Source organism: Pseudomonas sp. B20 (genome assembly GCF_020515755.1).
GTDB lineage: Bacteria > Pseudomonadota > Gammaproteobacteria > Pseudomonadales > Pseudomonadaceae > Aquipseudomonas > Aquipseudomonas syringae.
In genome coordinates this window covers 55,204-75,704 of the sequence record NZ_JAHPJG010000028.1, presented here as the reverse complement: position 1 = coordinate 75,704, position 20,501 = coordinate 55,204, and the positions used below count along the sequence as shown (strand labels likewise).

Annotated in this window: 22 protein-coding genes and 2 pseudogenes; 5 read left to right on the top strand and 19 right to left on the bottom strand. The window is 60.6% G+C overall.

The annotated features are described in order from the left end of the window. Positions 1 to 302, top strand: a pseudogene (locus tag LIX91_RS23350) (Tn3 family transposase); the annotation flags it as partial. 362 nt (positions 303 to 664) lie between these two features. Here the strand turns inward: LIX91_RS23350 and LIX91_RS23345 are convergent. The 15 genes and pseudogenes from LIX91_RS23345 to nac all read right to left on the bottom strand — a co-directional run bounded on the left by LIX91_RS23345 (position 665) and on the right by nac (position 11,737). Beyond that, positions 665 to 1,282 carry a hypothetical protein gene (locus tag LIX91_RS23345; protein ID WP_032698556.1) on the bottom strand — a complete coding sequence of 206 codons (618 nt, stop codon included), beginning with the start codon at positions 1,280 to 1,282 and terminating at the stop codon, positions 665 to 667. Positions 1,283 to 1,333: 51 nt separating this feature from the next. Then, a pseudogene (locus LIX91_RS23340) lies at positions 1,334 to 1,651 on the bottom strand (IS66 family transposase); the annotation flags it as partial. Continuing rightward, on the bottom strand, positions 1,615 to 1,830 hold the full coding sequence (locus LIX91_RS23335; protein ID WP_024683471.1) for a transposase: 216 nt from the start codon (positions 1,828 to 1,830) through the stop codon (positions 1,615 to 1,617). The gene LIX91_RS23335 and the pseudogene LIX91_RS23340, both read right to left, overlap by 37 nt. Before the next feature lie 127 nt (positions 1,831 to 1,957). After that, a complete protein-coding gene (locus LIX91_RS23330; protein ID WP_003416820.1) occupies positions 1,958 to 2,791 on the bottom strand; it encodes an ABC transporter substrate-binding protein in 834 nt (277 codons plus the stop codon). A gap of 52 nt (positions 2,792 to 2,843) precedes the next feature. Next, positions 2,844 to 3,572, bottom strand: a complete 729-nt coding sequence (locus LIX91_RS23325) for an amino acid ABC transporter ATP-binding protein (RefSeq protein ID WP_170963801.1) — start codon at positions 3,570 to 3,572, stop codon at positions 2,844 to 2,846. A 19-nt stretch (positions 3,573 to 3,591) separates the two neighbouring features. Further along, positions 3,592 to 4,332, bottom strand: coding sequence for an amino acid ABC transporter permease (locus tag LIX91_RS23320; RefSeq protein ID WP_058444214.1), 741 nt, complete (start codon positions 4,330 to 4,332; stop codon positions 3,592 to 3,594). 6 nt (positions 4,333 to 4,338) lie between these two features. Further along, the gene (locus LIX91_RS23315; protein WP_046237444.1) at positions 4,339 to 5,040 is read right to left on the bottom strand and encodes an amino acid ABC transporter permease; all 702 of its coding nucleotides are present in this window, start codon (positions 5,038 to 5,040) and stop codon (positions 4,339 to 4,341) included. A gap of 117 nt (positions 5,041 to 5,157) precedes the next feature. Beyond that, positions 5,158 to 5,910 (bottom strand): SDR family oxidoreductase, encoded by a 753-nt coding sequence (locus LIX91_RS23310; RefSeq protein ID WP_003370854.1) that lies wholly within the window; start codon positions 5,908 to 5,910, stop codon positions 5,158 to 5,160. 127 nt (positions 5,911 to 6,037) lie between these two features. Next, entirely contained in the window at positions 6,038 to 6,808 is a 771-nt protein-coding gene (locus LIX91_RS23305; protein ID WP_226489256.1) for a LamB/YcsF family protein, read from the bottom strand. Beyond that, on the bottom strand, positions 6,798 to 7,220 hold the full coding sequence (locus LIX91_RS23300; RefSeq protein ID WP_046270916.1) for an acetyl-CoA carboxylase biotin carboxyl carrier protein: 423 nt from the start codon (positions 7,218 to 7,220) through the stop codon (positions 6,798 to 6,800). The genes LIX91_RS23305 and LIX91_RS23300 overlap by 11 nt, the downstream gene beginning before the upstream one ends. Continuing rightward, a complete protein-coding gene (locus LIX91_RS23295; protein WP_226489255.1) occupies positions 7,217 to 8,191 on the bottom strand; it encodes a biotin-dependent carboxyltransferase family protein in 975 nt (324 codons plus the stop codon). Before LIX91_RS23295 ends, LIX91_RS23300 begins: the two co-directional genes overlap by 4 nt. Beyond that, positions 8,188 to 8,859, bottom strand: a complete 672-nt coding sequence (pxpB, locus tag LIX91_RS23290) for a 5-oxoprolinase subunit PxpB (RefSeq protein WP_226489254.1) — start codon at positions 8,857 to 8,859, stop codon at positions 8,188 to 8,190. The genes LIX91_RS23295 and pxpB overlap by 4 nt, the downstream gene beginning before the upstream one ends. After that, a complete protein-coding gene (gene accC, locus LIX91_RS23285) occupies positions 8,856 to 10,208 on the bottom strand; it encodes an acetyl-CoA carboxylase biotin carboxylase subunit (protein ID WP_226489253.1) in 1,353 nt (450 codons plus the stop codon). Before accC ends, pxpB begins: the two co-directional genes overlap by 4 nt. Positions 10,209 to 10,263: 55 nt before the next feature. Further along, positions 10,264 to 10,710: an acetyl-CoA carboxylase biotin carboxyl carrier protein gene (locus tag LIX91_RS23280; protein ID WP_226489252.1), complete on the bottom strand. Its 447-nt coding sequence runs from the start codon at positions 10,708 to 10,710 to the stop codon at positions 10,264 to 10,266. A gap of 115 nt (positions 10,711 to 10,825) precedes the next feature. Further along, a complete protein-coding gene (gene nac, locus LIX91_RS23275; protein WP_003394172.1) occupies positions 10,826 to 11,737 on the bottom strand; it encodes a nitrogen assimilation transcriptional regulator NAC in 912 nt (303 codons plus the stop codon). 275 nt (positions 11,738 to 12,012) lie between these two features. Between nac and LIX91_RS23270 the strand changes: the two genes are divergently transcribed. From LIX91_RS23270 to LIX91_RS23260, 3 genes are read left to right on the top strand one after another with little or no spacing between them, the layout of a single operon-like run. Further along, positions 12,013 to 13,221, top strand: a complete 1,209-nt coding sequence (locus LIX91_RS23270) for an aspartate transaminase (protein WP_226489251.1) — start codon at positions 12,013 to 12,015, stop codon at positions 13,219 to 13,221. 10 nt (positions 13,222 to 13,231) lie between these two features. Then, positions 13,232 to 14,824, top strand: a complete 1,593-nt coding sequence (locus LIX91_RS23265; protein WP_003416839.1) for an MFS transporter — start codon at positions 13,232 to 13,234, stop codon at positions 14,822 to 14,824. Between the two features lie 57 nt (positions 14,825 to 14,881). Next, positions 14,882 to 16,213 (top strand): OprD family porin, encoded by a 1,332-nt coding sequence (locus LIX91_RS23260; protein WP_003410668.1) that lies wholly within the window; start codon positions 14,882 to 14,884, stop codon positions 16,211 to 16,213. A 51-nt stretch (positions 16,214 to 16,264) separates the two neighbouring features. Here LIX91_RS23260 and LIX91_RS23255 read toward each other — a convergent pair whose 3' ends face one another. Together LIX91_RS23255 and LIX91_RS23250 are read right to left on the bottom strand one after the other, a co-directional pair. Further along, positions 16,265 to 16,573 carry a putative quinol monooxygenase gene (locus LIX91_RS23255; protein ID WP_046237452.1) on the bottom strand — a complete coding sequence of 103 codons (309 nt, stop codon included), beginning with the start codon at positions 16,571 to 16,573 and terminating at the stop codon, positions 16,265 to 16,267. 26 nt (positions 16,574 to 16,599) lie between these two features. Then, positions 16,600 to 17,784, bottom strand: coding sequence for an L-dopachrome tautomerase-related protein (locus tag LIX91_RS23250; protein ID WP_122232531.1), 1,185 nt, complete (start codon positions 17,782 to 17,784; stop codon positions 16,600 to 16,602). Positions 17,785 to 18,061: 277 nt separating this feature from the next. Here LIX91_RS23250 and LIX91_RS23245 point away from each other — a divergent pair, with 277 nt between their 5' ends. Further along, positions 18,062 to 18,643: a TetR/AcrR family transcriptional regulator gene (locus LIX91_RS23245; RefSeq protein WP_100071793.1), complete on the top strand. Its 582-nt coding sequence runs from the start codon at positions 18,062 to 18,064 to the stop codon at positions 18,641 to 18,643. 5 nt (positions 18,644 to 18,648) lie between these two features. Here LIX91_RS23245 and LIX91_RS23240 read toward each other — a convergent pair whose 3' ends face one another. Continuing rightward, the gene (locus tag LIX91_RS23240; protein ID WP_226489250.1) at positions 18,649 to 19,623 is read right to left on the bottom strand and encodes a biotin-dependent carboxyltransferase family protein; all 975 of its coding nucleotides are present in this window, start codon (positions 19,621 to 19,623) and stop codon (positions 18,649 to 18,651) included. Then, on the bottom strand, positions 19,620 to 20,492 hold the full coding sequence (locus LIX91_RS23235) for a 5-oxoprolinase subunit B family protein (protein ID WP_003344902.1): 873 nt from the start codon (positions 20,490 to 20,492) through the stop codon (positions 19,620 to 19,622). Before LIX91_RS23235 ends, LIX91_RS23240 begins: the two co-directional genes overlap by 4 nt. Between the last annotated feature and the right edge of the window lie 9 nt (positions 20,493 to 20,501).

Genomic DNA, 20,501 nt, shown 5'->3' with positions numbered 1-20,501 from the left:
TCAGACGACTTCACCAGACGCTTACGACCTACGTGATTGATGGCTTGCTGTATCACGAGTCAGATCTACGGATCGAGAAGCACTAAACCGACATGGCGAGCTTCACTGACCATGTCTTTGCCCTGATGCACCTGCTGGACTTTCGCTTTACTCCGAGCATCCGCGGCCTAGGCGAAACCAAGCTGTATGTACCGTAAAGTGTCCAGCACTACCCGGGACTGAAGCCAATGATCGGCGGCACGCTGAGCATCAAGCACGTCCGCGCTCATCGGGACGAGATTCTGCGTTTGGTCACATCGATTAACGGCAGCAAACAGCGGAACCAGCCAAACCGGGGATACGCCGAAACGTCTGTTTCGGGAGAGTGAAGCGCCGACTGCCGATGCAGAAACCGAACCTGAGCGATCAGACATTTTGTCCTCTGAGACGCCCACACGGGGTCATGCCGACGATTGATACTGTCGGTCGAACTCTGAACCTCGGCTTTCAATAAACCATCAAGGAAATATCAAGATCTGATCAAGATGCGATGGTGCCGTTGCGGCGGGAATCCATCGTGTGGTCTTGCATGAAGCCGACCTTTTGGTCGTAAGCGGATGGCGAACACATCTTTACTTCGTCCTCACATCGATCTGCTTCCAACTGCTATATAAACTCCGTCTCGCTAAGAGGTGTGAGTAGGTAGTGGGAGCGATGCGATCATTTGATCAAAGGCCGCCACCGCATATCTTCCATCAAGGCTTTTCAAGGTTGGCATTGCTGAAGGAAACCCGAATCTCACTCTGCCGGGAAGCACTTGATCCATAGCTGAGTACCAGGTCAGCAGAGCTTGTTGGAGGCGCACGTGTAGCTCGAATCCACTCCGTCGGCGGGTGGTGTCTGCTTTGGCTCGTTCTCGCGCGAGCTGAGGGTCTATGCGGCCAACAATGTAACAGTCAGCAAAGCCAATACGTCCTTGTACGATTGTTTCTCTTGTGGCGTTCAACTCTATTCGCCAGGTGTGTTCGCTCGTCTCGCCGATCTGCCAAAGGCTCCAAATGTAGTGGAGCTTGAGAGGGTCACTGTCACACAAAGCCCACGAAGAAATGTCTTCGATGGCCAACGCTTTTTGCCAGCGATCCACGTTCCGCTCTGCCCAAAAAGTTGCTGCTCCGACTGGATCTTTTATCCGATCCGGTTCGTTTTCAAAACGGCCGTTTTCAGGAATGACATGTTGCCCTCCATGCTTAGCGCACCAAGTCGTTTTCCCGCTGGCGCTGATTCCTTCAACAACCAAAATCATCGTTATGACTACTCCGTTAATTGCGCCATCCTTGCAAGTCCCAAATCATCAGGGGTTACGTGGTTTGAGCCGCGCAGATTGGATCAAACTCATGATCGCCGCCGCCCTTTTTCCGCTGCGTAGCGACCATGCAAAGAGCCAGTTCTTACGTCCAAGAACCCATGGACGGATTTGATTCTCGGCCCAATTGTTGTCAATGGGTACGGCTCAGTCGTCGAGGTAGCGCGACAGCGCTGCCCAGCGTTTCAGGCTGTAATCGAGTGCTCTACTGATGGCCGAACCTTCGAGCACGAGATCGCGCTGGGCGATCATCCAAGCATGCACCATGTCCATCACCGGTACGGCTTTTTCTTGCCGTATTCGGCGCCGTTAAATGCAGGTTGCGGCGCCGTGTTTTTCTGCGCTTGTACCCGTATCCATTTATGGAAGAGGTTTGCGTTGAGGCTATGGCTGAGCGCGATGCTGGCAATAGAAGCGCCGGGCTGGGCACACTCTTGAATGACTTGGGCCTTGAAGGACTTGGAGTAGGAACGGCGTTGTGGCTGCATGAAATACCCGCTTAAAAGGCTAGAACTGGTGTCCACCTAAATTTAAGTGCACACCATGTCCTGGCCTCGCGGGGCTGGGTAGATGACTTGGCCGGACGCATACTTTTGGTCGGCTTCATACCGTTGATCAAGGCAACGGATCAAACTTCAATTCGCTGAGGCTTTGCACCTTGTCTTCGCGAACCATTTTGTATTCGGTGTTCGGGCCGATCCAGTGCGCCCAGATTGCGTCGATCTCGCCTGCGGCTTCCATTGCGCGCAGCGATTCGTTGACCTTCGCCAGAAAGGCCGGTTCGCCCTGGCGCATGCCGGCACCAATGGGCTCAAGCGCCATCGGTTCCTTGGCGATTGCCAATTCCACGCCGCCGGCCTTGGCCTGCCCTACCAGCTTGATCGCAGTCATGGTGTTGGTCACCAGGCCCACCACCTTGTTCTGTTGCAGTGCCATGTAGGCAGAGCCGGTGTCCTGGAAGGTCACTGGCGTTGCGTCAGCCAGGCGGATCGACTGCTCGGACGTAGAGCCCTTGGTCGAACTGATGCGTTTGCCCTTGAAGAACGATTTCGGCTGATCGGCATTCGCCGCACGGACTACCAGTGTTTCCTTGGCGATGTAATAAGGGTCGCTGAACTGGATCTGCTCGGCACGGCTCTTGGTGTAAGCCAGGTTGGCGAAAATCACATCCACGCGGCCCATTTTGACTTCCGGGATCCGTGCTTCGACCGACAGCGGCTTGAGTTCCAGCTCCACGCCCATGTGTTTGGCCAGGGCTTTGCAAAGATCAACGTCCATGCCCACCAGTTCGCGGGTTTGAGGGTCCGGTGCCGAGAACGGCGGAACGTCGGCGTACACGCCACAGCTCAGGCTTTTCTTGCTCATCACATCGCTGAGCTGATCGGCATGGACCGCTGAAACAGCCAACGGCGACAACGCCAGTGCAGCCAATACAGACTTGATACGCATGGTGAGACTCCTGGAAATGAATTGAGTGATTCGCTGAAATCAGTGCCTGCGCTCAGTGGCTGCGCAGGTCGGCAATGAAGCGCTGGGCACGCGGATGGCTCGGTTGCTGAAAGAACACCTCAGGGCTGGATTTTTCGAGGATCTGCCCCGCATCCATGAACCAGATGGTGTCGGCCACTTCCCGGGCAAAATTCATCTCGTGGGTGACGCACATCATGGTCATGCCCTCTTTGGCCAGGCCTTTCATGACGCCGAGCACCTCGCCGACCATTTCCGGGTCAAGTGCGCTAGTGGGCTCGTCAAACAGCATGACGGGCGGCTCCATCGCCAGCGCGCGGGCAATCGCCACACGCTGCTGCTGGCCACCGGACAACTGTGCGGGGTAGGCACCGGCCTTGTGTGCCAGCCCCACCCGATCCAGCAACTCCATGGCGCGGGCGCGCGCTTCGCTGCTCTTCAGGCCACGGACTTTGGTCGGGGTCAGAATGATGTTGTCGAGCACCGACAGGTGCGGAAACAGATTGAAACTCTGGAACACGAAACCCACGCGGCTGCGCAACCGATTGACGTTGGCGTCGGTGCCGTTCACGTCACGGCCATCAAACAGGATCTGGCCTTGCTGCACGTCCTCAAGACGATTGACGGTGCGGATCAGCGTCGACTTGCCCGAGCCTGAAGGCCCGCACAGCACCACCACTTCGCCGCGCTGCACCTCAGCGGTGATATCGGTCAGGGCCTGGTACTCGCCATACCATTTATTGATCCTGGAAAACATGATCATCGGATGCATTGGGCAACCCTCAGTTATCGGTAGTCAAAGGCCGGGGAACGGGCGCAGGCGATACATCGCCTTCACGTTTGCGGGCAATCCGCTGCTCCACCACGGCGGCGAGACGGGTCAGGCCGTAGCACAGCACGTAGTAAGTGATCGCCAGGATGAAGAACACCTGAAACGGCTTGGTCAGCAGCTGGTTATTGATCTGATTGGCGGCAAAGGTCACTTCCTGGACATTGATCACGTAGCCCAGCGACGTTTCCTTGATGATCGAAATGAACTGGCTGATCAGACTCGGCAAGGCGTTGTACAGCGCCTGCGGCAGGATCACCCAGACCGTGGTGCGCAGGTAGCCCATGCCCAGTGCGCGGGAGGCTTCGTACTGACCGGTCGGCAGCGCCTGAATAGCGCCGCGGATGATTTCGCACAGGTAGGCGCTCTGATAGACCACCAGCGTGCAGAGCATGGTGGTGAAACCGGTGATGTTATGCCCGATCAGCAAGGGGACCAGAAAGTAGGTCCAGAAAATCACCATCAGCAGCGGAATGCCGCGCATCACGTAGACCCAGACCGTCGCCGGGTAGCGCAGCCAGCGCCACGGTGAAACCCGCGCCAGCGACAACAGCAGCCCCAGGGGAAAGGCCAGCAAGAGTGCCAGCGCCGCCAGCATCAGCGTCGAGATCAGGCCGCCCATCGGGCCATGGGGGTATTGACCGACCAGCAGCAAGGTCCAGTTATCGCGAACAATCGTGAAGACATCGAACATCGCCGCCTACCTCGCCATGGCTTTGCTGAACTGCCGGGCCAGCAACGCGCCCAGGCCCATCAGCATCAGTGAAATGGCCAGGTAGACCACGGTTGCCACCAGATACGCTTCGAAGGTGCGGAAGGTATAGTTCTCGACTTCGCGGGTGGCATAAGTCAGCTCCACCACGCCGATGGCCATGACCAGGCTGGTGTTCTTGAACAGCAGGACCGTGTGATTGATCAACGACGGCAAACAGTTGCGAACCCCTTGCGGCAGGATGACGTAGCGCATCGAACGCACATAGCCCAGGCCCAGGGCACGCGACGCCTCGACTTGCCCGGCTGGAATCGCGCGTAACCCGCTGCGGATGTCTTCACTGAAATAAGCCGCCTGGCAAAGCCCCAGCGCGATGACCGAGAACAGGTACTCGGTGCTGTAGTTGGCCAGCCAGATCTGCGTGCTTTCGGACAGCAAGGTGGGGATACCGAAATACCAGAGCATCAGTTGCACCAGCGTCGGCACATTGCGGTGGTAGGACACATAGGCCGCCACCAGGCGCTCGGCGTACTTGTTGCCGGTCAGGCGAATCGACACCAGCAGCAGGGCCACCGCCATGGCCAGACACCAGGCAACCAAGGCCAGTTGCAGGGTCGTTTCTATGCCCTTGACGATCAGCTCGGCGTACTCGCCCTGCAGGATCGCTGAAAGATCGAATTTACTCGTCATGGTTGTTCCCATAGACATTCAGCCAGGGCAGAAGCAAGGCGCCAGTGAGTCTGGCGCGGGTATGGCATGGCGGCTGGTGCCGCTCTCGTGATGGGTACAGCCCTCGAAGACGCAGCCTCAGCCTTCGTAGTCCTGCGGGCGCGCCGTCGACAATCCGCCGGGGACCTGCAGCGTCGGGGTAATTTCCATGTGGCCGATGTTGACTGCGATGGGCGCGGCAATCACATAGGCGATCGCATCGGCAATGTCCTTGGCCACCGGCAGCTCATAGCCCTCGATGAAACGCTTGCGCACTTCCTCGGAGTCGCCATGCACGTGGGCGAAGATATCCGTCGCCACGCGCCCCGGACAGATTTCGGTAACCCGCACGCGCTTGCCGAAGGCATCGATGCGCAACTGCCGGGACAGCATGCTCACCGCCGCCTTGGTCGCGTGGTACGTCGAGTTGCCACCGAAGTTGTACGCGGCAGCGATCGAGCTGATGTTGATGATGTGCCCGCAATCACGCTCGACCATCCCCGGCAACGAGAGCCTGGCAATCTGCAATACCGCGCGCAGGTTCACATCGACCAGCAGATCGATCCCTTCGGCATCCGCCTTGAGCAGCGAGCCGGGCCGGTCGACGCCGGCATTGTTGACCACGACATCGAAATGATGGGCCTGAAACAGGGCCGTCAGGCCAGCCAGATCCGTTACGTCGATAGCGTGCGCGATACAACCGGTGCGCTGCGCCAGTGCCGCCAGCTTGTCTGCACTGCGCGCCAGCGCATGGACCTGCAGACCTTCGGCACACAGCCGCTCGACGACGGCCTCGCCAATGCCGGAAGAAGCGCCGGTGACCAGCGCGGTTTTGTAATCGGAAAAAGGCATGTCAGGGTTTCCTTGAATAAGCGTCGATCAGCCGCTTGGCTAGTAATGCTGATCGCCTTGTACTGGACTTTAACGAGCGTCACGGGCAGCGACCAAGACACAATGGTTGTGTGGCGATAAGCTGCGCTTATGACCCGAGCAACTGTGAAACCGGGGTGATGACACCGCCCTGCTCTTCGATACTCAGGCGAATGCTGCGCGCCAGCTCCACCGCCCCCGGCGTGTCGCCATGCAACAGAATCGACTGGGCGTTGACCGCCACACGCTTGCCGCTCAGGGTCGTTACCGTGCCGTCCTGCAACAGCTGCGCAACCCTGGCTCGGACCTGCTCCGGGTCCTTGACCACCGCACCGGCAATGCCACGTGGCACCAGCAGGCAGTTTTCGTCATAGGCGCGATCAGCCAGAAAGGTCGTCGCCACCCTCAGGTTGCACGCCTCGGCGGCGCTCTCGATGGCGGCGCTGCTGGATGAACTGATGATCAACTTTGGGTCAAAAGCTGCGACCGCCCTGACCAAAGGCCCGGCCAGTTCGGCATCGGCTGCGGCCATATTGCCCAGCGCACCGTGAAAACTCATGTGCGTGACGCGATAACCGGAAGCGGCTGCAAGGCCGGCCAGAGCGCCGAGTTGATACACCACAATGGCGCACAACTCCTTGAGTTCGATGTTCATTCTGCGGCGGCCGAACCCCTGCAGATCCGGAAAGCCGACATGCGCACCGAGATCGATGCCCAACGCCTTGGCGCGGCGCACCGTACTGTCCATGATCAACGGGTCTCCGGCATGAAAGCCGCAGGCGACGTTGGCCGAGGAGATCAATGGCATCAACGCCTCGTCCTCGCCCATAGTCCAAGGGCCGAAGCCCTCGCCCAGATCAGCATTCAGATCAATGCGCATGCTCATGTTCCTCCAGTTCGACCAGCGGCTGGCCATAACCGACGCGCTCGTTTTCGGCGGCCAGGAAGCGCAGTACGCGCCCTGCCTGATGACTGCGCACCGGCAGATACAGCAGGCCGATACGCAACAGCCCAAGCAACTGCCCCACAGCCACTGCATCGCCGGGTTTCACGTAGCTGTCGCGCTCATCGGGATGACTCGACACAAATACGCCGGGGTTATCGGCACTCACCACATGCGCAGTCAGCGCAGACTGTTCAGCGGCAACTTGTGGCGCAGAAGGCGCAGCACAGGCCTGCACAGGCTCGCCACGGCGGATCAACAGCTCGAACCCCGGGCGTTTCAGTTCCAGTACAGTAAGCCCGGCGTCCCGAATCCATGCTGCCAGCTGGCGAATCTCTTTGATGTTCATCCGCGATGTCCTTGCAGGCTGCGCAGCGCGAGCATGCGCCGGGTGTCTTCGATGAAAGCGTGATTGGTGTCCAGCGCCTCGACCGCCTCGTCGTAACTGCACTGCACAAAACGCACCTTGCTACCGATCGGCGCCTGCCCAAGGCGCCACAGGTCGGCTTCAATGACCGTGGCAAACTTGGGATAACCGCCACTGGGCTGGGCATCACGCATCTGCACGATCGGCTGTCCGCCGTGGGGCACCTGAATCACGCCAGGCACGATGCCATGAGAGCGGATTTCCAGCGCCTCGCGCGCAATCAAGGGCGTGCCCTCCATGCGGTAGCCGTAACGGTTGCTCTGCGTGGTGATTTTCCATTCGCCGGCAAAAAAAGTTGCTTGCGCCTCGGCACTGAAACAGTCGAACTCGGCCGCCGGCAACACGCGGATGGCGGGCAACCCGTCGAGCATCAACGGCAAGGCCGCCACGGACGATTGCAAACCGAAATCACTGGCACGCGGCTCATTGGCAGCGCCCGCAGGAATCACATCGCCCTGCTGCAACGCACGGCCCTGCCAGCCCCCAAAAGCCCCACGCAATTGCGTACTGCGCGAGCCCAGTACCAACGGCACATCGACGCCACCGGCCAGGCACAGATACACGCGGCTGCCCATTGTCGGGTAATTGAGCCGCAACACCTGATTCTTGCGTGCCTGGGCGACCCAATTGCCCGGCAGCCGCTCACCATCGAGCGACGCAGCGCAGGCGGCGCCGGTGATCGCAAAGGTGCAGTCATCGACAAAGCGAACTTCGAACGGGAACAGCGGAATTTCAATGCCCGCCGCGTCTTCATCGTTGCCCAGCAACAGGTTGCCGAGCCGCAGTGACAGCGTGTCCATCGCGCCAGACGTGCCGACGCCGTAGCCGAGGCTGCCGTGTCGCCCAAGATCCTGAACGGTCGCCAGTGCCGTAGCGCTGATAACTTCGATCATCGGATGATCCTCTCGATGCGCAAGCGCAGTTGATCGCCGGGTTGCAATAGCGCCGGAGGCTGCTGACCCGCATCGAAAAACACCATCTCCGTGCGTCCTATGGTGTTCCAGCCACTGGGGCCGGCCGAGGCGGAAATACCTGTCTGAACGCCACCGATGGAGACCGACCCGGCACCGATATCGAGTACCGGCACCTTGCGCCGCGGCGTCGCCAGGCGCTGGTCCATGCCGCCCAGATAGCAATAACCCGGATGGCTGCCCAAGGCGTACACCGGGTACAGCGGCTCGCAGTGCAGATTGGCGATGGTTTCGATATCCAGCCCGGTATGGGCGACGACATCAGCCATGTGCGGGCCGCCATCACCGCCGTACACCACCGGCAATTCAATGATCCGGCCTTGCAACGGCAGCGGCTGGCACTGCTCCCAGGTCTCCAGCAAGCGGGTTTTCAGACCGGCCAGGTCCCGCGGTGGCGCCGCGAAGGTCAGCATCAGGTTGTTCATCCCCGGCACCGCCTCGCGTACCTGCGGCCAGTCCTTGCTCAGACGGGCCAGTGCCCATATCCGTTGCTGCGGTGCCAGGTCGAGCTCGCCGGGTGCTTCGAACAGCAACGCGGTGGTTCCCAGCAAGGTGATTCTTGGCGCATTCGGCGCCCGCACGAGACTCATGGTTGGCTCCTTGTCTGCAACCAGCGCTCCAGGTGATGAATGTCCATGCCACCCTTGCAGAACACCGGGTCCCGCAGAATGTCGCGATGTAGCGCGATGTTGGTAGAGATGCCCTCGACGTGCATTTCGCTCAGTGCCAGACGCATGCGTGCCAACGCCTCATCGCGACTGGCGCCATGGGTAATGACCTTGGCCACCATCGAATCGTAATAAGGCGGAACGCGGTAGCCGTGGCTGACATGCGAATCGACCCGCACACCGAAACCACCGGGGATCTGCCAGCGAGTGACCAACCCCGGCGTCGGCATGAAGCTGCGCGGGTCCTCGGCGTTGATCCGGCACTCCAGCGAATGGCCCGAAACGCGTACGTCGGCCTGACTGAAACTCAGCCGCTCGCCCATCGCCATGCGAATCTGCTGCTGGACAATGTCGATGCCGGAGGTCATTTCCGTTACCGGGTGCTCGACCTGCAGGCGGGTGTTCATCTCGATGAAATAGAACTCATCCTTTTCGAAGAGGAATTCGAACGTGCCGACGCCCTGATAGCCGATCTGGCGGCAGGCCTGCGCGCAACGCTCGCCTACTCTGGCCATCAATGCTGCGTCGATGCCGGGTGCAGGCGCCTCCTCAAGGACCTTCTGGTGGCGGCGCTGCATCGAGCAGTCCCGCGAGCCGAGCCAGACGGCATTGCCGTAGGCATCGCATAACACCTGAATCTCCACATGGCGCGGCTGACCCAGAAACTTCTCGATATACAACTCGGGATTGCCGAAGGCGTGTCGGGCTTCTTCGCGGGTCAGCGCAATTGCATCGAGCAACTGAGACTCTTCCTGAACCACGCGCATGCCCCTCCCTCCGCCGCCGCCAGCGGCCTTGACGATGACCGGGTAGCCGATGTCGCGAGCGATTTGCAGGATGACGTGCGGATCGTCGGGCATGCTGGTGTCCGGACCGGGTACGCACGGCACGCCAGCCTCACGCATCGCCCGCTTGGCTGCGACCTTGTCGCCCATCACCCGAATGCACGCAGCGCTGGGGCCGATGAAGGTCAGGCCAGCCTGCTCGATGCGTTCAGCGAACGCGGCATTTTCAGACAGAAACCCATAGCCGGGATGGATCGCCTGAGCACCGGTCAGTTGCGCTGCATAGAGCACGGCCGCCTGATTCAGATAACTCTGCCCTGCGGCGGCAGGACCGATGCACAGCGCTTCGTCGGCCTGTTGTACATAACCGGCATCGCGATCCGCTTCGGAATACACCGCGACCGTACGCAGGCCCAGGCCCTTGCAGGCGCGCTGTATGCGCAGGGCGATTTCGCCGCGATTGGCGATCAACACTTTATCGAACATCAAAAACCCCTGATCGGTGAACCCGCAAGACGCTCTGCAAGGCAGCTCAAGGCCATCAAGCAATGCTGAACAACGCCTGACCGGCCTGAACTTCTTCGCCATTGGCAACCAGAATGGCAGTCACGACCCCTGCCGCTTCAGCCTTCACCGGATGAAACATCTTCATGGCCTCGACCACGGCCAGGGTCTGCCCCACCTCGACGGACGTGCCGATCTCGACGAAAGGCGGCTGATCGGGTGCCGGCGTCAGGTGCAACACCCCGTACAGCGAAGCGCAGGCCTGTGTCCGTTGCACGGCGGCCGTCGTACTTGCCTGAGCCGCAGAAACAGGGCGCGCTGCGGGCGTCGTCTGCGCTGTCGCAACAGCCGGATTGACGCGATTGGCGACCTGAGCGGGCTCGCGCAGCAAACGCAGCCGCGCGTCGCCTTCACACAGGCTCAGTTCGCTCAGGTCCGATTCGGCCATCAGGTCGATAAGTGCTTTGATACGTTCCGGTTTCATGCAACAGCCCTTGCCTGGCAAATGAAATGTGGCTGAGGGCAATGTAACGAGGCAGGTTTTTGACCGCCAAGACGGTTTGACTGTGGGGTGATAAGCGCCCCTTATGACGTCGGGATCATTGCGTACGGCGGTTGCCGCGCATTTCCGCGACCAGTTCCAGAAGGATCGCCTTGACCGCCTGGGCCGGCACCGACAGCGGCAAGTGCCCGGAGAGGCACAGCGCGAGAGGTGCTTCGATTTCGGGTTCGACAATGCGGCTCAGGTTGACCGCATGCGTGTCTGCCAGCACCCGTGCAGCAGACTCGGGAAGAATGGTCGAGCCGAATCGATCGGCCACTGCTGCGGCCAGCGTCGTCGAAGATTCGACTTCTGCGACCACCCGGGCACTGCGCTCGATACGCACAAATGCCTCATCCACCAGACGACGGACAGTGTTGTAGGTGCGCGGCAACAGCAGGTCGATATCGGCCAGCTCGCTGAGCGGAATTTCCTCGCGGCCCTGGAGCGCCTCTTCGGCACTCACCAGATACAGTTGCTCGCGTATCAACGGCACGAAACTCAGGCCATGCACCTCTCGCCCGCCATAGAGAACGGCCATGTCCATGCGCCCGTTCATGATCAACTCGCTGAGGGTGGTGCCAAAGTTCTCATTGAGGTACAGCAGAATGCCCGGATGACGCTCGCGTACGCGTTTGAGCAACGGCAGCGACAGGGTCGAAGCGGCAGTGCCGGGTGCCAGCCCTACCGACACCGGCCCCGATAACGCCAGACCGCTGGCGTTGACGTCACTCTGTGCCTGCTCGCACTGGCGCAGGATCACCTGAGCATGCCCGTACAGCACCTTGCCCGCCTCGGTCGGGGTGACGCCGCGCTTGGTGCGGATCAATAACTGTTGCTGCAACTCGGCCTCCAGCGTCACCAACTGCTGGCTCAGCGCAGGTTGTGCGATGTGCAGCACATCGGCGGCCTGGGTCAGGCTGCCGATATCGACAATTTTCACGAAATATTTCAAACGGCGAAGGTTCAAGGTGCTGCACTCCAGAGTCGCGATCAGGAGGCTTCAGCAAGACCCAGGCCAGCTCCAGAAAACCAGACATAAGCAATTGCTATGTCAGTCTCCGCTGATCGGGTTTGCCAGGCGCTGATCCCCCTGCAACCATTGCCCGCCCGTTTTTGGTGCAACGCTGGTTCATCTGCGGTCATAAGCGCTGCCTATCAACCCAGAACGAACTCGTCTTATGGCGAGCGCTTCGCTGGCTCGTAACGTATTCCTCATCAAGGCCATCAACGAGGAATGCCAACGTGACCGCATCTCGCATCGCTGCCCGCGTGCTCCGCATCAAACCGTCGCCAAGCAGTGCTGCTGCCGATCGGGCCAATGAACTGCGGCGCGCAGGCAAATCGATCATCAATCTGGTGGTTGGCGAGCCGGACTTCGACACGCCAGCGCACATTCGTCAGGCCGCCTGTGCCGCCATCGAGAACGGTGAAACCCGCTACACGCTCAACGCGGGCACCACGGCGCTGCGCGAGGCAATCGCCGCCAAGCTGCAACGTGAAAACGGCCTTGCTTATGCGCCCGGCCAGATCGTGGTCACCAGTGGTGCCAAGGCCGCCATCTTCAATGCATTCGCGGCGACATTGGGTGTCGACGATGAGGTGCTGATCCCCGCGCCTTACTGGGTGTCATACCCGGACATGGTCCTGGCCTGCGACGGTCGCCCTGTGACCCTGGCATGCCCGGAAGAAAATCAGTTCAAGCTGACTGCCACGCAACTGCGCAATGCGATCACGCCGCGCACCCGCTGGCTGCTGCTCAACTCGCCGAGCAACCCGACCGGTGCCACCTACAGCGCATCCGAATGGCGCGCGCTGGCCGACGTACTGCTCGATTACCCGCACGTGCTGGTCATGACCGATGACATCTACGAGCACATCCGCTACGACGACGCTCCGCTCAGCCACCTGCTCACTGTCGAGCCGGCGCTGCGCGAACGCGTGCTGATCATCAACGGCGTGTCGAAAACCTACGCCATGACCGGCTGGCGCATCGGCTACGCCGCAGGCCCCGACGATATCATCAAGGCGATGGCGACCCTGCAATCACAGTCCACCAGCAACGCCTGCTCGGTGAGCCAGGCCGCCGCAGTAGCTGCCCTCAACGGCGACCAGTCTTTTGTCAGCGACAGCGTCAAGGTCTACAAACAGCGCCGCGATCGTTGCCTGGAGCTGATCAACGCGATTGACGGCCTGAGCTGCATCAAGCCCGAAGGCGCGTTCTATCTCTACGTCAATTGCGGCGCGCTGATCGGCAAAACCACACCGTCAGGTTCGGTACTGGAAGCCGATACAGACGTGGTGCTGTACCTGCTGGAAAGTCAGGGCGTGGCCGTTGTCGCAGGCACCGCCTATGGCCTGGCACCGTTTTTCCGGATGTCTACGGCTACTGCCCTGGAAACCCTTGAAGACGGCTGCGCGCGCATGGCGACTGCTGTCGCTGCATTGCGCTGAGCACCTCGACATGACGACGCCGAGCCATCCAGCCCTGACCTTCAAACAGGCCTTGTTGGCCATGCTCGGCATATCACTGGTACTGGGCCTTTCCGCGCTGGATCAGACGGTCATCGGCAACGCACTGCCCAGCATCGTCGCCGAGCTCAACGGTTTCGAGTTGTACGCCTGGGTCGCCACCGGCTACCTGCTGGCCTCTATCGTGACCATCCCGATCTTTGGCCGGCTGGGCGATTTTTACGGGCGCAAACCGTTCGTGCTGGCCGCAACAATCATCTTTACGCTGGCCTCGCTGCTCTGCGCACTGGCAGACAGCATGTTGGTGCTGGTGATCGGGCGAGCCTTGCAAGGCGTAGGCGGCGGCATGTTGATCGGTACCGCCTTTGCCTGTGTGCCCGAGCTGTTTCCTGACACTCGCCAGCGGTTGCGCTGGCAGGTGTTGCTGAGCGCCATGTTCAGCGTGGTCAATGCCATCGGCCCGGGGTTGGGCGGTTATCTGTCCGGCGAGTTTGGCTGGCGTTCGGTTTTTTGGTTGAACCTGCCCCTGGGCGTGGTTGCCTTGTTTTTTGCCTGGCGCTTTCTGCCGTGGTATCGCCCGCAAGGGCATCGACCCCATTCTGCCGGTGCGATCCGGCTCGACTGGCTCGGGGCTTTATTGATCGTACTGACGCTGGGCAGCCTGCAATTGTTCGTCGAATGGCTGGGCCAGCGCTCCCTGTCCGTCAGCCTGACCTGTGGCGCCGTGACCCTCGCGGCCATGGCCGGCCTCTGGTTCCAGGAGCGCCGCTGTGCCTTCGCCTTGCTGCCCGCCGGACTGTTCGCCAACCGCAGCATCCGCCTGCTGTTCATCATGTCTCTGCTGGCCGGCGCCATCATGTTCACCCTTCTTTTTTACCTGCCGCTGCTCTTGCAGGGCAGCTACGGCTACTCGCCAAAAGACGCCGGGTTACTGCTTACCCCGCTGGCGCTGAGCATTACGCTGGGCGCCATCGTCAACAGCCGGATCGTCACACGCATGGCCAACCCCAACCGGCTGCCGGTCGCCGGGTTCGCGGCCTTGTCAGTCGCCTGCATTGCCCTGGCACTGGTCGGGCTGCATGCCGGGTTCAGCACCTTGCTGGGGCTCATTCTGCTGGCGGGGCTGGGGCTGGGTTTCATTCTGCTCAACCTGACCGTGTTCACCCAGACGCTCGCCGAACGGCAATTTCTCGGCATTGCCACGGCACTGACGCAGTCCTTGCGGCTGGTCGGCGGTTTGCTGGGTACGGCGGCCATGGGCGTGCTGGTCAAGGTGTTGTATGTCGCCAACCTGCAAAGTGCGCTGAACGCCGCAGGTCAGGCGTCGGCCTTACCGCACCTGGCCGACCCTCAGGTTCTGCTGCAGCACACGCCTGCCAATGTCGATGCGGCGCTGCTGATAGCCCGCACCGCCCTCGCCCAGGCGGTGGGCACGGGGCTGCTGACATGCGCCGGGCTGGGCGTGCTCGCGCTGCTGGTTCTGCATCGTCTGCCTCGCGTCACCCTTCACCAGGTACCCCGTGCAGCAACGCCTGTAACGGATTCATGTGCAACACCTGCGCCTGAAAAACAACAAGAAACCTGACTGCCGCCTGACTCTGCCTCTCAAAAAACACTTAATTACAGCATGAGGATGATCCCGATGGAGCGTATCAATCGCGCCACCCCTTTCGTTGCGGGCTTTTGTGGTCTGCTGATCGCTCAGCAGAGCTACGCCGAAGGTTTTCTGGAGGACAGCAAGGCCAGTATTCTTGCGCGCAACTTCTTCAGTAACGCAGACAATCGCAGCGGCGCTGCCGACCCGAACTACACGCAGGAGTGGGGCCAGGGCTTCATGCTCAACTACCAGTCGGGCTATACGCCAGGCACGGTGGGCTTCGGTGTCGATGCACTCGGCCAGTTGGGCATTCGTCTGGACTCGGGCAAAGGCCGTCACTACAACCCGCAAAGCACGGCGTTCAATGGCAATATCTTCCCCACAGACAGCGACGGTCGTGCGGTCGACGAATTCAGCAGCCTGGGGGCAACGCTTAAGGCACGCGTCTCCAGGACCGAACTGAAATACGGCACGCTGGTGCCCATGCTGCCGGTGGTGATGTCCACCGACCGCATGTTGCAACAGACTTTTCGTGGCGGGCAGATTCAGTCTGGCGACCTGAAGGACTTCACCTTCACCGCAGGCCAGCTGGAACATGTCATGGGCCGTGGTTCGACCAATCAGATGGGCATGTCCATTCCGGGTGCAAACAACCCGCTGACCGGCGAGTTCGTCAACAAGTTCTACTACGCAGGCGTCGATTACAAACCGACCAAAGACCTGACCTTGCAGTACTACTACGGCAACCTGGAAAACTTCTACAAGCAGAACTTTCTGGGCCTGAAATACGACATGCAACTGGGTCCAGGCACCCTGCGCACCGACCTGCGCCATTTCGACAACCGCTCGGACGGCGCCAACGGTCACGACCCGGCGTTCTACACGGTTGGCTATTACGGCAACGGCGTCACCAAGGGTGAAGTCGACAGCCGCCTTTCCAGCGCCCAGTTCACCTACCTGATCAATGGCCATACGTTCGCCGCGGGTTACCAGGCCGTGACCGGCGACAGCGACGCGGTCTGGCTGAATCAGGGTGACGGCTCGACTGCCTACTTCATGACCGAGTCAATGATCGGTAAATTCCAGCGCGCCGGAGAACGTACCTGGCAGGTTCGCTACGGCTATGACTTCGCCAGACTGGGCGTCCCCGGCCTGAACTTCCTGGCAATGTATGAAAGCGGCTCGAACATCCAGACGTCCGACGGCGACAAGAAGGAATGGGAACGCAACGTCACCCTGAGTTACGTGGTGCAGTCCGGTCCGGCAAAAAACCTCAGCGTCGCGCTGCGCCACGCGCAACTGCGCACCGAGTTCGCCAGCCAGCGTGATTCCGATGAGCATCGGGTGATCGTCAGTTACCCGATCAATATTTTCTGAGATATCGGCGGCGCTCAATAGGGCCCGGACTGACCGGGTCCTTTCGGACACTCAGCTCGATACCTGATCGAGAAATATCAGCTGCGGCGGCTCTGCCAGCAACTCGCCGCTGACCGCCGCGAACTGTTGGTAGTGCGGCGTGGCGACATGGGCGTCCAGTGCTGCCTGATCCTTGAAGCATTCACGCATGTAGAACGTGCCGCGCTCATCGCGCGCTTCGAACAATGTGTACTCGATATTGCCTGGCTCCGCCCGGGTCGGCTCAACAAGTGCCGATAATGCGTGTTTCAGGGCCGACTCTTTGCCGGCACTGGCTTTCAGGACTGCCATCAAGGCCAATGGCTTTGCAGGTGTGTTCATTTTCGATGCTCCGGTATTCGACTCGATCAGTGGGTAGGTGCGGGCGCAGCGTCTATTTTCAAACGCAGCAGGCTGTAGGGTTTTTCGCGCTTGTCGTGGCCGGCGTTGAAGTTGGCCTGGCGGTGCAATTGGTTGACGATGAAGTACAGGTAGCCATCCGGGCCGATCGACAGGGTGTCAGGCCACAGCATGCGCGGATCGTGTGCCACTGTTTGCCAGGTACCATCCGGCAGGCGTTTGCGAATCGAATTATGCTCGTAGTCGCCTGCGTATACCGCGCCTTTGGCATCGGCTTCCAGGCCATCCGAAGCACCTTTTTCACCAAGGTCCTGCACCGCCGCTGCCAACTGCTGCTCACTGACCTTGCTGTCGTTCAACAACTCGGTGGCCACGGCGTACAGATGACGGCTGGACAACGGCGAGAAATACAGTGTCTTGCCGTCTGCCGACAACGCAATGCCGTCCGAGGCGACGCCGACCGGTTTGCGCGTTCCGTTCGGGCCATCGCCCAGCACAGCAACACCTTCGACAACGGGAACGAAAGCCGGATCGACAGATGTTGACTGCGCCCCGTTCAAGCGCCGCACAGCGTGACCGCTGGCGATGTCCATGACAATGATCGCACCCGGCCCGCTCAAGGATGAGTCCGTTACATAGACCGTCCCCTCCGATCCCTTGCGAAAGTCAAAGCGCATGTCGTTGACATAGGTGCCGGGCAATATGACGTTATCCGGAAACACCAGGCGCTTGACGATTCGGTTGCTGGCCAGGTCCACCGCAACCAGTTTGGCGCCGCCTCGACGCGGAGACGCAAAGCCCGGTGCGGCCGTGTCCAGAAGCCAGACACGCCCCTTGCCGTCGGCGACCACGCTCTGCACGCTGATCAGCCCGTCGCCGGGGTCTTTGGGGTTCTCCTTGTTGACCGCCAGATCAGGGTAGGCAACCACTTTGCCGTCACGAATCTCGCCCACGGTAAACGGCACCTTGTCACCCCAACGCGGGAAATTGACGAAGATCCGCCCGGTTTCAGTCACCGTCACCCCGGTCGGCATCGCGTCATAAAAGGCATGAACCTGCTCGAGCTTGCCAATCGGTTTGTCAGCAGGCGCACTGGCAGGCAATGGAATGGCGGTCGCGCCGTAGGCCAGCGAAGTGGCGAGTGTGGCGGCGGAAATCATGGCAATTGCGGCGGAAATTTTCGTTCGATGCATAGTGCTCTCTCCTGAGGGGCCAACTGCCCATCAGCATTGGGGGCTTTGTGTGCCATAAACAGGTTGACGACTAGTCTGAGCTTTCTTGTTACAAAGAAAAACGCGAGGAATACGCTAACACTTTCAACGCGAGGGCGAAGATCCGTGTTGCTTGCCAACCTCTCCTGCAGTCAGCATCCTGACGATCGGCGGTTTTGATGACGGTCAGCATCAATGCTATATTCACCCTCTTCCAGGCCCAGATGGCCACCACCAGACAGGCAAAGAGGCAAGATGCATGAGAGTCACCAAGGCGCAGGCCCAGGCCAACCGGGCACACATCGTCGAGACGGCGTCCGTCCAGTTTCGCGAGCATGGCTATGACGGTGTCGGGGTGGCCGATCTGATGGCTGCCGCAGGCTTTACCCACGGCGGGTTCTACAAGCATTTCGGTTCCAAATCCGACTTGATGGCCGAGTCGGCGGCCTGCGCCTTCTCGCAGACGGTGGCGAACTCGACCGGCATCGATCCAGCGCAGTTCATCGATTACTACCTGTCCCGAGAGCACCGTGACAACCTCGGCACGGGCTGCCCGATGGCCGCGCTGAGCGGCGATGCAGCGCGCCAGTCGGACGAGGTCAAAGCGACCTTCGCCGACGGCATCGAAAGCCTGCTTGCAGCGCTTGCTCCCGACCAGGCAGCACCCGGCGACGAAGAATGGAAACAGGCGCGGGCAAACACCATCGACCGCTTTGCCCATGCGCTGGGGGCGTTGCTGCTGTCACGCAGCTGCCCGAATGACTCGCCGCTGGCGGACGAAATACTCGAGGTGTGCCGCGCGAAGATGCGGGCACAACTGGAGTCCGGGCAGACCGACTGACCGTCTCAGGAAGGAAACAGTTTGCTCAGGCAGGCCAGCTTCTTCTTGTAGGACTTGCGCGCCACCAGCGCTTCCTCCAGCGTTACGGCCACGAATCGGGCGGTCTGATTGGGTTGCATCTGACCGATCAGGTCCAGGTCGGCGCTGATCACCGTGCCGATCATCGCATAGCCCCCGCCCGACACGGCATCACGATGCAACACAATCGGTTCCAGCCCGGCAGGCACCTGAATCGAGCCGATCGGGTAGCAGCTGTCGACGATATTGGACGGATCGGAACCGGCGCCGAAGGGCTGCTCCCTGGGCTGGAAGGTCAGCGCCCTGCCCCCTTTGAAGCGATAACCGATGCGGTCGGCTTCGGACCCTACGTTCCAGGGTTCGGAGAAAAAACTGGTGGCGGCAAATTCGGTCAGGCGCTCGTAATACAGGCCCGGCACGACCCGCAGATACACTTCCCCGCCCAGCGATTGGCGCAAGGCCATCGGCAGACTGGCCCCGGCGCGTCCCTTGCCGCTGGGTGTGCCTATCGGCAGCTGGTCATCAGCGGCCAGTCGGCGACCCTGAAAACCGCCAAGCGCACCCAGCGTGTACGTCGAACGGCTGCCCAGTACCAGCGGTACATCAATACCGCCGGCGACGGCCAGATAGGTACGCGCACCGTCCTTGGGGAAGTCGAAACGCAGCACTTGCCCGGCCTTCACCGCAAAGGCGGTGTCGTGGTGCATTTCCACGCCGTCGAGACGCGCCGCCATGTGCGCGCCGCAGACCGCAGCCAACGTGTCGCACTGGAACTCCAGTTCCGGCCCCAGCAGTGTGCATTCCAGCGCCGCAGCGCCGGGTGGGTTGCCGACCAGCTGATTGGCGGCGCTGAGGGCGTACTGGTCGAGCGCACCGGAGGGCGGAATGCCCAGGTGATAATAGCCCTCGCGACCGAGGTCCTGAACCGAGGTGGCCAGACCGGGTTTGAGCACCTTGATCATGCCAGCACCTCCTGCAACGACTTGGGATAGCCCACCGGATCGGCCAGAAAGGCATCCAGTGAAAACTCGACCGGGCGGATGAGCAGGTCGAAGCGCCCCGCTTCCACCTCTGCGACAGCCTCGTCATAGGCTTGCCGGTCAAGCGGTTTGAACTGGACGATATCGCCCGGCCGGAAGAACACCATGTGCTCTTTCAGGTAGGCCAGCTTCTGCTGCGGGTCATAGATCGGCGCAGGAGTGACGCCAAACATCTGATAACCGCCCGCTCCGCGTACCGAATAGATGCAGCCGAAGCAGCCGCCGTGGCCGAGTGTGTGCTTGGGCGTATCGGTGCGCGGACGCAGGTATTTGGGCACTTGCAGCTGACGCTCGCGCTCCACCATCTGGAACATGAACGGCAGACCGGCGACAAAACCGACCATCGAAACGAACCACGGTGCTCCGCTGTGCGCGGCGATGAAAGCATCGACATCCGCCAGGTTATTGATGCGCGCAGCGTATTCCAGGTCGGTGGAACCAGGGTCCTGATGACGATCACGAAAACGCATCAGGGTTTCGTGGGTCCATGGATCGTTGTACAGCACCGGGATTTCGATAATCCGGGTCTGCAAGGTACGTTCGGCGACCGCACCGGCCTCGGCCGCCCTTACCGCTTCGAGTAAGACGTGCGGTGCGATACGGTCCGGGTCAAAACGAATCTGGAATGACGCGTTGGCCAGGCACACGTCCAGCACACCGTCCAGCGCCAGACGCTCGACCGCACGGGTCACCGCCAGCCCCTTGAAAAATGCTTCCAGCGACATACTGTCACTGACCTCGGCGAACAGATGTTCATCAGCGCCAAAGCTGTAGCGAATCGGATCAGCCATGTCTGTTCC